At 32.7% G+C, this 15122-nt stretch carries 10 protein-coding genes and 1 pseudogene; 2 read left to right on the top strand and 9 right to left on the bottom strand.

The genetic code is table 11. From position 1 onward, the window contains the following. Positions 1–116: 116 nt before the first annotated feature. Genes HPC67_RS05630 through HPC67_RS05620 form a run of 3 tightly spaced genes read right to left on the bottom strand, consistent with a single transcriptional unit; the run spans position 117 to position 2628 of the window. Complete coding sequence (locus HPC67_RS05630; RefSeq protein WP_217586480.1) at positions 117–677, bottom strand: SLOG family protein; 561 nt, start codon at positions 675–677, stop codon at positions 117–119. A gap of 33 nt (positions 678–710) precedes the next feature. Continuing rightward, complete coding sequence (locus HPC67_RS05625; protein WP_217586479.1) at positions 711–1910, bottom strand: O-antigen ligase family protein; 1200 nt, start codon at positions 1908–1910, stop codon at positions 711–713. Then, the gene (locus tag HPC67_RS05620) at positions 1903–2628 is read right to left on the bottom strand and encodes a WecB/TagA/CpsF family glycosyltransferase (protein WP_246569733.1); all 726 of its coding nucleotides are present in this window, start codon (positions 2626–2628) and stop codon (positions 1903–1905) included. Before HPC67_RS05620 ends, HPC67_RS05625 begins: the two co-directional genes overlap by 8 nt. 274 nt (positions 2629–2902) lie before the next feature. Here HPC67_RS05620 and HPC67_RS05615 point away from each other — a divergent pair, with 274 nt between their 5' ends. Next, positions 2903–3970: an LCP family protein gene (locus tag HPC67_RS05615; RefSeq protein WP_217586477.1), complete on the top strand. Its 1068-nt coding sequence runs from the start codon at positions 2903–2905 to the stop codon at positions 3968–3970. 105 nt (positions 3971–4075) lie between these two features. Here the strand turns inward: HPC67_RS05615 and tagH are convergent, their stop codons facing one another. The 4 genes and pseudogenes from tagH to HPC67_RS05595 form a co-directional block, all read right to left on the bottom strand. Continuing rightward, a complete protein-coding gene (gene tagH, locus HPC67_RS05610) occupies positions 4076–4849 on the bottom strand; it encodes a teichoic acids export ABC transporter ATP-binding subunit TagH (RefSeq protein WP_217586476.1) in 774 nt (257 codons plus the stop codon). Between the two features lie 15 nt (positions 4850–4864). Then, a complete protein-coding gene (locus HPC67_RS05605) occupies positions 4865–5689 on the bottom strand; it encodes an ABC transporter permease (protein ID WP_217586475.1) in 825 nt (274 codons plus the stop codon). Between the two features lie 109 nt (positions 5690–5798). After that, positions 5799–6986: pseudogene (locus tag HPC67_RS05600) on the bottom strand (CDP-glycerol glycerophosphotransferase family protein); the annotation flags it as partial. 14 nt (positions 6987–7000) lie between these two features. Then, a complete protein-coding gene (locus tag HPC67_RS05595; protein WP_217586473.1) occupies positions 7001–9181 on the bottom strand; it encodes a bifunctional glycosyltransferase/CDP-glycerol:glycerophosphate glycerophosphotransferase in 2181 nt (726 codons plus the stop codon). A 339-nt stretch (positions 9182–9520) separates the two neighbouring features. Between HPC67_RS05595 and HPC67_RS05590 the strand changes: the two genes are divergently transcribed. Beyond that, on the top strand, positions 9521–10879 hold the full coding sequence (locus HPC67_RS05590) for a glycosyltransferase family 2 protein (RefSeq protein ID WP_217586472.1): 1359 nt from the start codon (positions 9521–9523) through the stop codon (positions 10877–10879). Between the two features lie 29 nt (positions 10880–10908). Here the strand turns inward: HPC67_RS05590 and HPC67_RS05585 are convergent, their stop codons facing one another. Together HPC67_RS05585 and HPC67_RS05580 are read right to left on the bottom strand one after the other, a co-directional pair. Then, on the bottom strand, positions 10909–12279 hold the full coding sequence (locus HPC67_RS05585; protein WP_217586471.1) for a glucosaminidase domain-containing protein: 1371 nt from the start codon (positions 12277–12279) through the stop codon (positions 10909–10911). Further along, positions 12276–15017 carry a PA14 domain-containing protein gene (locus tag HPC67_RS05580; RefSeq protein ID WP_217586470.1) on the bottom strand — a complete coding sequence of 914 codons (2742 nt, stop codon included), beginning with the start codon at positions 15015–15017 and terminating at the stop codon, positions 12276–12278. The genes HPC67_RS05585 and HPC67_RS05580 overlap by 4 nt, the downstream gene beginning before the upstream one ends. Positions 15018–15122 lie beyond the last annotated feature (105 nt).

Raw genomic sequence — 15122 nt, 5'->3', positions numbered from 1 at the left:
TTGTGGCAGTATAGTAGAAGTTATGAATATGTCGAAGTGTATTTCAATAAGCGGCTGATATTGCAAATATGTCATTTCCCGGGAAATACTGTCGAGTCATGGACGACTTCAATCTATTAGTAGGATTCATCCCAATAAGCCGGATCACTCATACGCATCTCTTCTACAACATCGTCTATATCAGCTGGCGTTATTGTGAAAATGGGATAGTTTTCTGTCGATTGAGCAATTGCCAAGAAATACTGGACACTTGCGGGATAATCTTCGTCAACAAGCAAAAGAACTCCATCGCTTTTGTCGATTAACCAAGTATCCTTTGCCCTAAATTGGTACGGTGCTTTATATTCTCCCTTATAAAGCGGTTGGAAAAAATCAGCCAACATCGTCATTTCTTCATATTTTTCTTTAAGAGCATCAGGCCACCGTGCATCTTGATTCTCAAATGGCGGCACAATCGCCACATTGATGTCATACTCATCTTTAAGCGCCATAACGACATCAGCTGCCCAAAGCTCCACACCCATTTGCCCAGAAATCAATACCCATTCCAAGCCTTCTTCAATGAATGCGATGAGCCTTTTCTCAAGTGCCTTTTTAATAAATTGAATGCGTGGGTCATCTTCCTTAAAGATATTTAATTCCATTGGTTTATAACCTGTTATCGTGATGGTTTTCAATAGTATCACTCTCCTACTGGATATAAACATAAATCATTTATAGTGTTGTCGTATACGTCTATTTGATTGTTTTTGGTGAAACAGAACACCACTAACGCCTAAGCCTATCATAAACCAGTGAAAGAGTCCGATTGGCTTCATATTAAAAAACAAAGAAATCTCAACCGTTTGATATACTAAAATACCAAGGAAAAAGCAGGCTGACCATTGAACGACAGACGACTGAAGGTTTTTTTGCAATACAACCCATATGCCATAAAGCATTAAAACAAATAGGCCCAAACCAACAATGCCACTTTCAAGGAAAATTTGGATATATTGATTATGAGTATGAACATAATGGGTTCCTTCCATAAAATCTTTAGGGGCAATCCCCACTTTATGTCCCAAAATTGGGGCATTTAGCGCATATTGAACAGACTCTCCCCAAATATGCTGGCGACCCGAAAAAAATGACTTTCCAAACTGCTCTAAGGACCACTCATTCAAGCCCGTTGCAAACCGTGACATTGCTAATAAATGATAAACGAGTACAAATAAAGCACTACAAAGCAAAATGATATGAAACAAATAAAAAAACAGTTTGTTGCTAAATCTTAAAACAAGCCAAGCTCCTATAGCAACTACCAGTAAAAGCATAGCAGAGCGGGCAGTCGAGACATAAGTCATCACAAGTCCACCGATTATTCCCACTGTATAAAATATCCTTAGGTATATTGGAGCGTTGCGATAGGCTGCTATTGGGAAAAAAATTAAAGACGCAACAAAAATACCTTTTACATTTGTATTGTAAAAGTAACCTGAATAACGATTATCTATATACCCTGCTTGGCTCCACTGAAACACAATCCACAGTAAAAAAACTACAGCTAAAACACCAAATATTTGGAGTTGTTTCGGACGCCAACTAATGTATGAAATAGCCACAAAAAAACTTATATATAATATCATTAATAATAGACTATTATGATCATGGGATTTTGTAAGGTCAATAACTGCTACACCAATCAAAAACATGGATACCCCAAGATGAAAAAGGGTGTACTGGGTATTTAACAAAATGTCTTTTTTCCTCAACATAAGAACAACCATTACAAAAAAACTTATATTAAATGTCCATGATAACGTTGTATATGCTGATTCTTTGAACGGAAGATAGGTATGAATAGCAGCATTATATACAAGCAATGTAAACAAAATGGTAGGTACAGCATATTTGAATGTATTAGACATGATAATCTCTCTGCTTCTTTCCTGTAAAAATAATACGCACCATAAATTCAACCACCTTAAAGATCCGCTTTATTCTGAATGGTTGTTTAAGAAGCCTGTATAGCCATTCTAGATTAAGATCAATCCATTTTTTGGGCGCTCGCTTGACCTCTCCGGCTAATACATCAAAGCTTCCGCCTACTCCCATAAACACACCGTGGTTAAATTTATCCTTATGCGCTGCAATCCACTTCTCTTGTCTAGGCATTCCGAGCGCAACAAATATAATATCCGCTCCCGAACGGACCACTTCATGTGCAACGGCTTCATCATCAAGATCAAAGAAACCATGCATATGACCCGCAATTTTCAGCTCTGGGAAAGCGGTCTTCGCCTCTCTAACCGCCTGTTCATTCACATGTTTTTTTGCACCAAGTAAATAAACACTTTTCCCCTTTTTTTCAGCTAATGCAAGCAACTCCATCATGATTTCAAAGCCCGGAATACGTTCCGGTAGTGGCTTATTGATTAACTTTGATGCTAGAATAATGCCTGAGCCATCAGGTATAACATAGTCAGCAGATTGTATCACATCCATATAAGATGAATCTTCCTGTGCTTTCATCACGATTTCTGGATTAGCAGTTACGATAAAACACTTTTCATTGCTTTCTAGGCGCGGGAATATAAAATCAGTTATGAACTTCGCTTTAGTTGTATTCAAAAAATGTATATTCATGATTGGGATTCTCTTGGTAGTATCCATTAATAAAGGCAACCCTTCGTTATAATATCTTATATATGAACCTTTTTATATCGTAAAACAACTGGTTCAATTTGCTTTCTTTACAATTCGAATACATTGTAAAAATTTAATTTACTTCACGGCATTTTCATAGTAACATAGTGAATAGTTTTCAACTATAATACCACGTTTGTTACTTTTTTCATATTACACTTGAATTAAGTGTTTATTATATTCATTGTTAAGTTCTGGTAAAAAGGAGATTGAAATGGCTGAACATAACGGACGTAAACGCATCGTAAAAAGAAAGAAAAAGCGACTTGCAAAAAAAAGAATTGCAATAGTCTTAGTTCCAATTTTATTAATATGTGCTGCGGGGCTCGTATACTTCACAAGCCTATATAAGAAAGCTGAAGATGTTTTATCTGATTCTCATGTAAATGATGGAAGGGATAAATCAGAACTCAGACAGGACCTTGTAGATCCAAGTGAAGATCATGTTTCCATACTTCTTATCGGTGTAGATGCGAGCGAAATTCGGGACAATTCTGACCACGCTCGATCTGATACTCTCATTCTGGCAACGCTAAATAAATCAGATCATAGCGTGAAAATGGTTAGTATTCCAAGGGACTCATACGTGTACGTCCCTGAGGTAGGACGAAAAACAAAGATTAACCATGCACATGCATATGGTGGAACACAGGCTACAATTGAAACTGTCGAGCAGCTTCTAGATATACCTGTAGACTACTGGGCTAAAGTAAACTTCGATGCATTTATTGATGTTGTAGATGCAATAAATGGTGTCACAATAGACGTACCGTACGAGTTATATGAACAAAACTCACAGGATGTTGCGAATGCCATTCACTTGTTGCCAGGTAGACAACTACTCGATGGCGAGGAAGCATTAGCACTTTCCAGAACAAGGAAGTTGGACAATGATATCGAACGTGGTAAAAGACAACAGGAAATTATTAAAGCGGTTGTCAAAAAGTCTGCATCCCTAAATTCTTTTTTGAAATTTGATGATATCATTGAGGCTGTAGGAAAGAATATGACGACAAACATGACATTCAGTGAAATGAAGAATTTCATTTCTTATGGAACAAAAGGAAACCTCAACTTTGATACAATGTCATTGGAAGGTAATGATTTATGGGTTTATGAGCCCCAAAAAGCTTACTACTGGGAACTAGATGCGTTAGCACTTGACCAAACAAAACAAGAACTTCAAAATCATTTGGAATTAGAACCAATTGTATCTGATAGTCCCAGTACTACGTACGATCAAGAGATAGCGCAGCCTGAAGAAGAAGATAGTGTGTATTAATCAGCAAAAACTGCAACCTTAGTGGTTGCAGTTTTTCACTATAAATAAGGAATATTTTAATATAGAAATTTAATTTTTAATTAATATTTACTGCTTTCAATAAATTCATTTCAACTGATCAATATACTTCTGGCGCTCTACTCTATTCATGTTTTTCCATTTACTCACAAATTGCTCATACTCTGGAATAACTTCTTCAACAGTTCCATATTTCTTTACCATACCAAATTCAAGCCATAATATCTTGTCACAAAACTCCTTCATTTGAGCGATTGAATGACTAACAAAGATCATAGTTTTCCCTTTTGTCTTAAACTCTTTCATTTTATCTAAACTTTTTTCAGCAAACGCCTTATCCCCTACAGATAAAGCCTCATCTATAACTAAAATATCTGGATCAACATTTACTGATATAGCAAAACCAAGACGTGACTTCATACCACTTGAGTATGACTTTACTGGCTGATCTATAAACTTTTCTAGTTCGGAAAAAGCTATTATATTCGGTTCTAACTTTTTTATTTCTTTTTTATTAAAGCCAAGCATTAATAATTTCAATTCAATATTATCTCTGCCAGAAAGATCACCTTTTAAACCTGAAGCAACAGCAATTAACGATACCTGTCCATTTATTTGTATTGAACCAGAAGTTTCTGGTACGATACCAGCAATAATATTAGATAAAGTAGATTTTCCAGATCCATTAATTCCAACAAAACCGACAACATCACCTTTATTGGCCTCAAAAGTAACATTCTCTAATGCATAAAAATTCTCACCATAGCTTTTAGGACTAATCAGATCCAAAAGACGCTCTTTCATGCCGTTATATAACTTATATCTTTTAGTAATATTTTTCGCAATAATTGCCTTTGCCATTGTTTTCACAAACCTTTACAAGTAGTCGATGAAGTGTCTTCTAAATTTTACATGTAACATAGAACCAAAGATGAATAAAACAAGAACTACACCCCAAAAATAAAGAGTATACTCCCATTGAGTTATAAAATACCACTCAGTCCCAAAAAAAGCTGCTCGATAGCCTTCAATTAAATAAATTAAAGGATTTAACTTCAATAAGGACATAATAAAAGGAAGGTCCTTACTAAGAATTGATATTGGCCACAATACACCAGATAAATAAAGGAACATACGTAATATGGAATTCAGAAACATATGTACATCCCTAATTATAGTTGATAACGTAGATGTAATTAAAGATATGGCAAATATCAAGCATAACGTAGCAAAGACAAAATACACCAATTGAATATAATATACAGTTATACTAAACCCACTAAATTGATATATCAAAGTCGACAACATCAACATCGCTACATGGACATAAAACTTCGAAAATATAACATAACTTGGTATAACACTCATAGGAAAATTCATTTTTGATAACATAAGTAACCTACTATATATTGACTTAGAACCTTGTATTGTGGATTGATAAAAAAATAACCATAAAAAGAATGCAGAGAGAAGCCAACTAAAAAACGGAACTTCGACTCCCTGCAATTGAACTGGCTCTCTCTCTCTTAATGTACCAAAAACAAACCAGTAAATAAGTATTTGAATAGCTGGGTTGATGACTTCCCATGCCATACCTAAATAATTGTTTTTATTTTGGTTTTTTAATTCATATAAAGATAACCTTCTTATCAAATAAAGATTTTGTATTTGTTCTTTAACGATTACTATGGCTGATTTCATAAGTGATTCCTTTCATAAAAAAGAGCATTCTATAACTAAAATTATACAAGGAAAGGCTTAAAATAACAATATAAATAGGCTTAGCTAAAGACAACTTCCATACTTTAACTTACTCTTTGAAGAGTGCATCAACCACTCGTTTTGTTGCTTTTCCATCTTCCAAGTAGCAGAATGTGTTATAAAAGTCTTCGATTTCTTGCGTAAGTATATAGCCATACTTATTAATATTTTTTATTTCATCAATTATTTCTTTAGTTGTTTTTACTAATGGTCCAGGAGCTCTCTCTTCTAAATTAAAATAAAATCCACGAATTTGATCCCTATAATCCTCTATGTCATACACAAAGAAAATTATCGGTCGCTTCAAATTTGCATAATCAAAGAATACGGAAGAGTAGTCGGTTATAAGTATATCTGAAATCAAATACAAATCCCTTATATCTTCATGACTCGAAAAGTCATATACAAAACCTTGAAAAGCTTTTAAATCAAGAGTTTCTGCCACTAAATAATGTAAACGTAAGACAACTATATATTCGGTACCTAACTCTTTTTTCAATAAATCCAGATCCATCTGTAACTCAAACTTATATTTACCTTTTGAGTAAAACTGATTATCTCTCCAAGTTGGAGCATAAAAAATTATTTTTTTATCCGGAGGTAACTTCAATAATCTTTTTATAGCATTTATATTTTCTATGTTGTTTGCATTTATCAAATAATCATTTCTTGGATAACCCGAATTAATCATTTTCTTGTCAAACTGAAATGCTCTCTTAAAAATTTCTCGAGAATATGCATTAGGTGCAATCAAAAAATCCCATTTACTCGACTCTTTTAAAAAGTTTTGCTTATATGTTTCAGTATTTGTATTAGGCATATGAACTTCTTCCATATCTGCTGCTAACAACTTTAAAGGTGTTCCATGCCATGTTTGAACATAAACAGTATTTCTCGGCTTTGATATCCATAATGGCAATCTGCTATTAGAAATCCAATAGGTAGCTCTAGTCATTAAAAAGAGCCACCTGATAGAAAATCTTTTTACATATTTTATATTTTTTTCCTTAAACGTTTTTACATATCTACCGTCTACACTCCAATACATATCATATTTCGGATAGTATTTCATTAAATACTCATAAATAGCTCGAGGATTGTCACTATATTGCTTACCTAAAAAACTCTCCAATATTATTAAATTTGGTTTCTTCGGTAGTAGATAGCCAAAAATTTTGAACATATATCTATATAGTTTAAAAATAACGGTCTTCATTATCTTTAAAAGCATATACTTAACCCGTCCTTATATTATTCATCCTCTACACTTTCAAGCAAGAATTTTTCCAATAAGAAGTTAGAATTAGATTTATTTGTATGTTGTGCAAAAGTATTTTTTACTTCTCTGTAAGAAGCATCTAGATAATCATTAATAATTTTATTACTGAGTTCTTCCTCACTATGAACATAGAATGGCTTTAATAACTCATTTAAATCGTCATATACCCCTCTTGCATTTGCATACTTTTCGAAATCGTTGATAAAAAGATAAAATGGAATATCAACAGACATTGCATCAAAAATAATTGAAGAAAAATCACTTACTATAATATCAGATATAAGGATTAAATGTTGCAATTCTATATCATTACTTGGTATAATCACTCGATTATTGTACCTTTGATATTTACCCATACTATGCTCTTTATATAAAATCACATAATCATTAGGTAAATATTCCACCAATTTATCCATATCGATTAGATAATCCAAATCGGGGTTTGAACTCTTGTAATTATAGTCTCTCCAAGTTGGTGTATACAATATTATTTTCTGTTTATCAGTAAGCATTAAATCATTCTTAATTTGGTGTTTCAATGTATTATTTTTAATATTATCTTTTAACCACTGCACTCTTGGATACCCTAACGTTAGTATGTCTTGTTTATCGAAGGCGAATGCAGAAGAAAGTTTATCTGCTCCCCCTTTTGAATCTGCCAATAAGTAATCCCAACGTCTAATATCTTCTTGTTTTTTCTTTTTATGATTTTTGTTAAAACTCGATATATAGTACTCATGACTATCAAAGAACAATTTCTTAAATGGAGTACCGTGCCATAATTGGATCCAAATAGATCCTTCTCTCTTTTTAAAAGCAAGCGGCATCCAACTTTCAAAAATAACTATTTTTGATTGAGCAAGTTTTTTATAAAATTTTAAACTTCTAGGAGGAATTCTATAATCTGAGGGAACATTTTGATCCTTTGTCACAAAGAAAACATCCAACCGCTCATTAGTTATTAGATAGTCAAAAAAGTATTTAGAATTGCCTGCATATCTATAATCGAAACCCATAAAAAGTACCATGTTTTTCTTAATTGGTTTTTTGTAAAATGATTGTATTTTTTTAATGCGTGCTTTCTTTCTTACTTTCAAAGCGATTTTTGAATCTAAAATTTTCCATTTAATCTTTAAAACGAAAGAAAAAATTGGATTAAGTTTCCCAACAGAATGCAGCCACCAAACTAAAAGTATTAAGCTTACCCTTGAGTTTTGAATATATTTCCTACGAAATAAAAAATGATAAAGTGGAACCACTTTCTTTGGAACAGGATACTTAGTTCTTTTATTATTTAAAATATGAAGTATCCTCTTTAATGTATTTCTTTTATATCCTCTAGGTGCCCTATGATCTAAATAATAAAGCGTTTTTCTTATAAGGTATTTGTATACATGATAATAAGAATATTCATCTCTAGGTAAAAAAACAGCAACGGTACTATTTATCGACTTTAAGAGTGATTCAACATGTAATTTTGTTTTTGTATTTGTTTTTGTTGTTGAATGTTCATTTACCCTAACCCTATAATAAGGGTTTTGCACAACTCCAACATTGTTTGCTAATTGAGCAACCTGGATGTAAAACTCAAAATCTTCATATATATATCCTTCACCAAAACGTATATGATTATCTACAAGGAAATCTCTGTTATAAAGTTTATTTACACTAAAATAAGTATTAGCTTTTAATAAAGACTCGACCTCTTCACCCAATAAGATATCATCAAACAAAAAATCATCATTATTAACATATACTAAGCCCTTATCTTTATAATAATAAGCCCAATCACACAATACAAAATCACATGAATGAAGTTCAGCTTTTGCAAATAGCTTATCAAAAGTGTTTGGATCTATGAAATCATCTGCATCTAAAAAGAATACATATTTACCTCTTGCTTCGCCAATTCCTCTATTCCTTGCTGTTCCTTGCCTCATGTTCTTTTCTTGCTTTAATACTAAAACATTTAAATTAGGATGCTGTGATATAAAATAATCTACTTTTTCTAAAGTAGCATCAGAAGAACAATCATCTATAATTAATACCTCAATCGATCCTTGAAATGTTTGATTAAGTATAGAGGTAAGTGCATCTGTTATATATAATTCTGCATTATATGTGGGAATAACAACCGAAATATCGTATATCATAATAATCCTCACCTTAGCATGTAGTCTGGCTCAAGTTTTCTACAAAAAACAACACAATCTGACATGGAATGATTATATCAGATATTACCTATAATATGAAGTACTTGTAGTACATCACCGACATAACAAACCCTTTGAGAACGTTAGTAAATTTGTATAAATAAAAATTTAACGTATAATCATTATGTCGGCAACTGAACTAAAATAGAGTTTTACAGTTAGCCGCACATCTAGATAGTACATGTTATAATAGCGATGCCCGACCTTAGGTATGCACTCTTTTTTTATACATGTATTAAAATTTGCTATAAAGTATATCTTTGTAAGGAGAGCTTGAACTTGAAATTCACTATTATAATTCCAGTTTACAACGCTGAACACTATTTAGAGGAATGCATACTTTCCGTTATTAATCAAACTCTATTTTTCAAAGAAAACATTACCATAGTCTTAATAAATGATGGCTCTACAGACTCAAGCGAAGAAATTTGCTTGAAATATATGCATATTTATCCCCAAAACATTATTTATAAAAAAACACATAACCTAGGACCTTCTAGAGCTAGAAACATCGGCATACAAATGATTCCCAAACATTCAACATATGTCACCTTTTTAGACTCTGATGATAAACTTAAAATTAATGCTATGGAGAAAATAAAAAAATTCTTTCATGATTTTAATTCCATCAACATTGCTGTTTTACCTGTCTATTATTTCGAACAAAAAACTGGTGAACATAAATTAAATAGCAGATTCCAAAACGGTTCACGCATCATACATATTGTTAATGAGTATATGTCCCCACAATTTTATATTGGTGGAGTTACCATAAATGTTAATCAAATTAAAAGCAACTCATTTTATTTTGACGAAAAGTTATCATTTTGGGAAGATGCCTTATTTGTAAACAGAATTATTGTAAAAGAGGGATGTTACGGCGTTATCAGTGATACTGGGTATTTATATAGGCAGAGACTAACAGAAAAATCCTTAGTAAATACTGCATGGTATAATAAGTCTCGCTATAGCGATTTGGTTCACAACGGATATTACGCATTAATTAATTACTCCATAGATGTTTTTGGTTATGTGATTCCATATGTGAAATATCTTATTATTTATCATTTAAAGTTATATACCTTTCAGAAGTACAGTTCCATTTTAATGGATGTTCTAAACGAAAGTGAAGTAAAGGAGTTTTTAACTGATATAAAAAACTTGTTACAAGAGATTGATGACAAGTATATTTTAGAACAAAACACAAAAAATATTCATAAAGAATTTCTTATGAGTATCAAATATAATCAAACATACCCCATAGAATGTTTGAAGAAAGTTAACACTGAAACATCAATTAGAATAACACAACGAAGAGTTAAAGGTCTAAAGATTGTTTTAAAAGGCTACTTTACAGACGATAATTATGTAATGAAAAAAGATGACTATATTTTCATTCAAGATTCAAGCCGAAGTTACCGCGCTAAAAAACGCAACTACAACAAACAATTAAGAATATGGGATATTACAGTTAGGGATTACAAATATTCCGGTTTTACATTAGAGTTCCCTATTACATTTATAAAGTTTCAGTTCGGTTTAAAAACAAATGAAGGAAGTATTTATTTAAAAAAAGTTAACCTATTAAAGGTATTATTGGATAAGGCACATAAAATTCTCATTAAAAATAAAAACTGAGAGGTCGTTTCCCCTCTCAGTTTTTTGTTTCACCTATAAATTGGTATTTCAAAGGTAAGTGAATATAGATCAATTAAGTTGTATAACTCATTCATTTTAGCAGTTTGTTTAAAAGCCCATCCTATATCTGAAGCGTATTGATGGGAGGCATAATTATATTTCTCTGCAAACCCAGGATTCCATCGCATCTTATAAAGAGTATCCTGCCCTTTTTGAACATAGCCGTTACCAATAAAAGCTGCACCGCCTTTAATAGCAGCTTCGGGGGTAAACCACCCCGCATCATATGCGTATTGGGCACCACATGTTAGTGGACAGCTATCCTTGGCTCCTATTCCGTACATATTATAAACAGTTTTTTTACCTTTGTTACCATCAACCACAATACCGTTTGCTAATTTAGATTGTCCGTTTCCCGTTTCAAGTAATGCATGAGCCATTAAGTAGATTTCGTTTATCCCATTTTCCTTCCCTGCATCTATGAAACTTTCAGCCTTACCAGTCAAAATCCCTTTATTAAGCAATACTTTTTCATTTACTTCTTTCGCATTTATGCCAGTCGATTGAGAAAGTTTCAAAAATTGAAGTTTATTCCTGAAGTTATCCGTAAAGTTTCTAGGATTTAGATAATAACGTAAATCACTTTCGTCTGGTCTTACCCATCCTGATGTATTTTTCACATGATACCAGGTATATCCTCCTGTTCCTTCAGCACTGTCATATAAAGGAAGGACACCACCATTAACTGTTCCGCCAACCATATAGTTGGTTCCCGGACCTCTCCTTAAATTCCAAGTCTCAGGTTTAACTACACCTTCCCCTTCATTTATACTTTGAAACCCGTCTTCACGAAGCCATAATTTATACCTTTTATCAGTTTGTGGGCCTGCATTACTTTGTATATCAACCATCTGTTTTAATGATAAATTATAATTTATAAATGTATCTACAATACTAGGAGTTATGCTAACATTCAAGTTTGCAACTCCTGTCAACTCAAAGTTCTTAACCAAAATATGATGCTTTCCAGATGTTAAATTGATTTTTTTTGACCAACTACCATTACTTCTATTATTCCATTGGTCTAAGACTATTTTACCATCTATATATACACGTACACCATCATTCGCAGAAACATTTAACTGGTAATCACCATTCCCAGTAACTAAGTATCTTTGAAATAATGTTGAAAAATTATCATTTGGAATACCTGCTATCGGTGATCCAAAACCCCAGTCAAAGTTTAGTTCAGGTATCTGTGGTTTGTACCCCAATAATTTTGGATCACCCGAAAAATCATTTTTTGGAAATGCCACACCGTACCAACGATTATCTCGCAATAGATCATCTAGTTCAAAACGAAGCTCAGCTAGACCTAATAGTTCTTTATGCTGAATCATAATTCTATGCTTACCAGATTTAAGATATATAGTATAGGCTTTGCATAAAACTTTAAACCTTGATCATTATCCCACTCATCTATATAAAGCTCTCCATCAACATATACACGTATACCATCATTTGCCCACGTTCTTAAATTATAAATTCCTTCAGATAAATTAATATCCCTTTGAAATATTGTAGAAAAATTATCGCTGGGTATACCACCTGCCGCTGAACCCCAACCCCAATTAAAGTGAAAATTAACACTTTTTGGTTCTTCGTTTATCTTATGAGGAATCCCCGTAAGATCACTTGTAGGATATGCTAGACCAATCCAGTTAGTTTCTGAATTCATTTGTTCCAATTGAAAACGCAACTCTGCTACTCCAATAATTTCCCTATGCTCTACAGTTATCCTGTGAGTACCTTTCTTTAAAAAAACTGGTTCGTCATAGTATTGTAAACCTTGGTTATTTGTCCATTCGTCTATATATAAGTTTCCGTCAACATAAACTCGCACACCATCATTTGCCCAGGTTTTTAAATTATAAATTCCTTCATCTACATTTATATTTCTCTGAAATGAAGTTGAAAAGTGATCATTGGGTATTTTATTGGCTGGTGAACCCCAGCCCCAATTATAGTGGAAATCAACACTTTGAATTTCTCCTATTTTTTGCGGCACACCAGAAAGGTTACTATTGGGATACGCTAAACCATACCACTTATCACCAATGTTTACTGGAGTCATATCAAAACGAAGTTCTGCAACACCTACAACTTCCTTATACATTATTAAAATACTGTGAGAACCACCAGTTAAATGGACAGGATTATTAAAATACTTTAAACCCTGGTTATTTTCCCACTCATCTATATACAATTCTCCATCAACATATACACGTACACCATCATTTGCCCAAACTTCTAGATTATATATACCTTCATCTACATTGATATTTCTTTGAAATGATGTTGAAAAATAGTCATTTGGTATTTTATCAGCTGGCGAACCCCAGCCCCAATTAAAATTAAAACTTATATCTTTAGGTTCTTCACGTATTTTTTGTGGACTACCTGTAAGATCAGTAGAAGGATATGCTAAACCGTACCAGTAATCCTCTGGAATTTTTTCAAAAATCTCAAAATCCAACTTCGCTAAACCCTCGATATGCTTGTACTTAATTACTAACTTATGTTTTCCTCGCTGAATAGGAATTATCTTTTCGTGTAGTGGTTCTGAACTGTTATTATTCAACTTATCCAATTTCAGTTCACCATCTACGTATAATTGAAACTCATCATCTGATTTAACTTTAATGTTATAAAGTCCACCTTTTTCTATATTAATTTCTTTTTGTAAAACAACTGAAAAGTTGTCTGAAGGTATATCATTTGCTGGAGAAGAATCGCCCCAATCAATAGAAAGACTTTCTGTTGATAACTTTTCATCAATAGGTGTCGGAGGGCCATTAAAATTCAAATTAGAATAAGCTAAACCATACCAATTATTTTGAGTATTAACTTCGTTCAATCCAAAACGAAGTTCTGCCACACCCACTAACTCTTTATGCTTTATCATTATACTATGGGTACCTTTTTCTAAATAAACTGGTTTAGCAAAATTTTTTAGTCCTTGATTATTATCCCATTCATCTATATATAATTTCCCGTCAACATAAACTTGTACACCATCGTTCGCCCATACTCTTAAATTATAAATTCCTTCATCTACCTTTATTTCTCTTTGAAATATTGTTGAAAAATAATCGTTTGGAATATTATTGGCAGGAGAACCCCAACCCCAATTAAAGTCTAGTTCTGGGATTTGTGGTTTATAACCTAGTAATCTAGTATCTCCTGTTAAATCCGGATTTGAAAAAGCCATGCCATACCATCGATTATCCCTTAATAAATCATCTATTTCAAAACGAAGTTCTGCTACACCTACTAACTCTTTATGTTTTATCATTATACTATGGGTACCTTTTTCTAAATACACTGGTTTGGCAAAAAATTTTAGTCCTTGATTATTATCCCATTCATCTATATACAATTTCCCGTCAACATAAACTTGTACACCATCGTTCGCCCATACTCTTAAATTATAAATTCCTTCATCTACCTTTATTTCTCTTTGAAATATTGTTGAAAAATAATCGTTTGGAATATTATTGGCAGGAGAACCCCAACCCCAATTAAAGTCTAGTTCTGGGATTTGTGGTTTATAACCTAGTAATCTAGTATCTCCTGTTAAATCCGGATTTGAAAAAGCCATGCCATACCATCGATTATCCCTTAATAAATCATCTATTTCAAAACGAAGTTCCGCTACACCCGATAATTCTCTATATTCAATTCTTATTTCATGCTTGCCAGATTTTAAATAAACTGGCTCAGCAAAAAAGTTTAAACTTTTGGCATTCCATTGATTAATATAAAGTTTTCCGTCAACATAAACTCTAACTCCATCATTTGCCCAAACTCTTAAATTGTACACACCCTCATCTAAAATAAATTCCTTATTAAACTTAGCCGAAAAATAATCACTTGGTATTTTAGAGTCAGGTGACCCACTTCCCCAATTAAAATTAATTTCTTTATACTTTTTTTTCACAGGTACACCGGTAAAGTTATCAGAAGGATAAAAGGTGGCCTCCCAGTTATCGTAAGCTGCCTCGATTATATTAACGGGAGCAATTAGAAACATTATATAGAGTAGAGATAATAATAATATTGTTTTTGATTTAAGCAAAATTGATTTTCACCCTTTTTCTTTTTGTATCGACTTTTTTAGTGCAAATGTTTATCTTATCACCTCTTTTAATGATATTTTGGATGCCATAGTACAAGTATATTG

Origin of the sequence: Lentibacillus saliphilus, assembly GCF_019093865.1 — a bacterium.
Classification (GTDB): domain Bacteria; phylum Bacillota; class Bacilli; order Bacillales; family Amphibacillaceae; genus Lentibacillus_B; species Lentibacillus_B saliphilus.
This window is presented reverse-complemented; position numbering and strand designations above follow the sequence as displayed.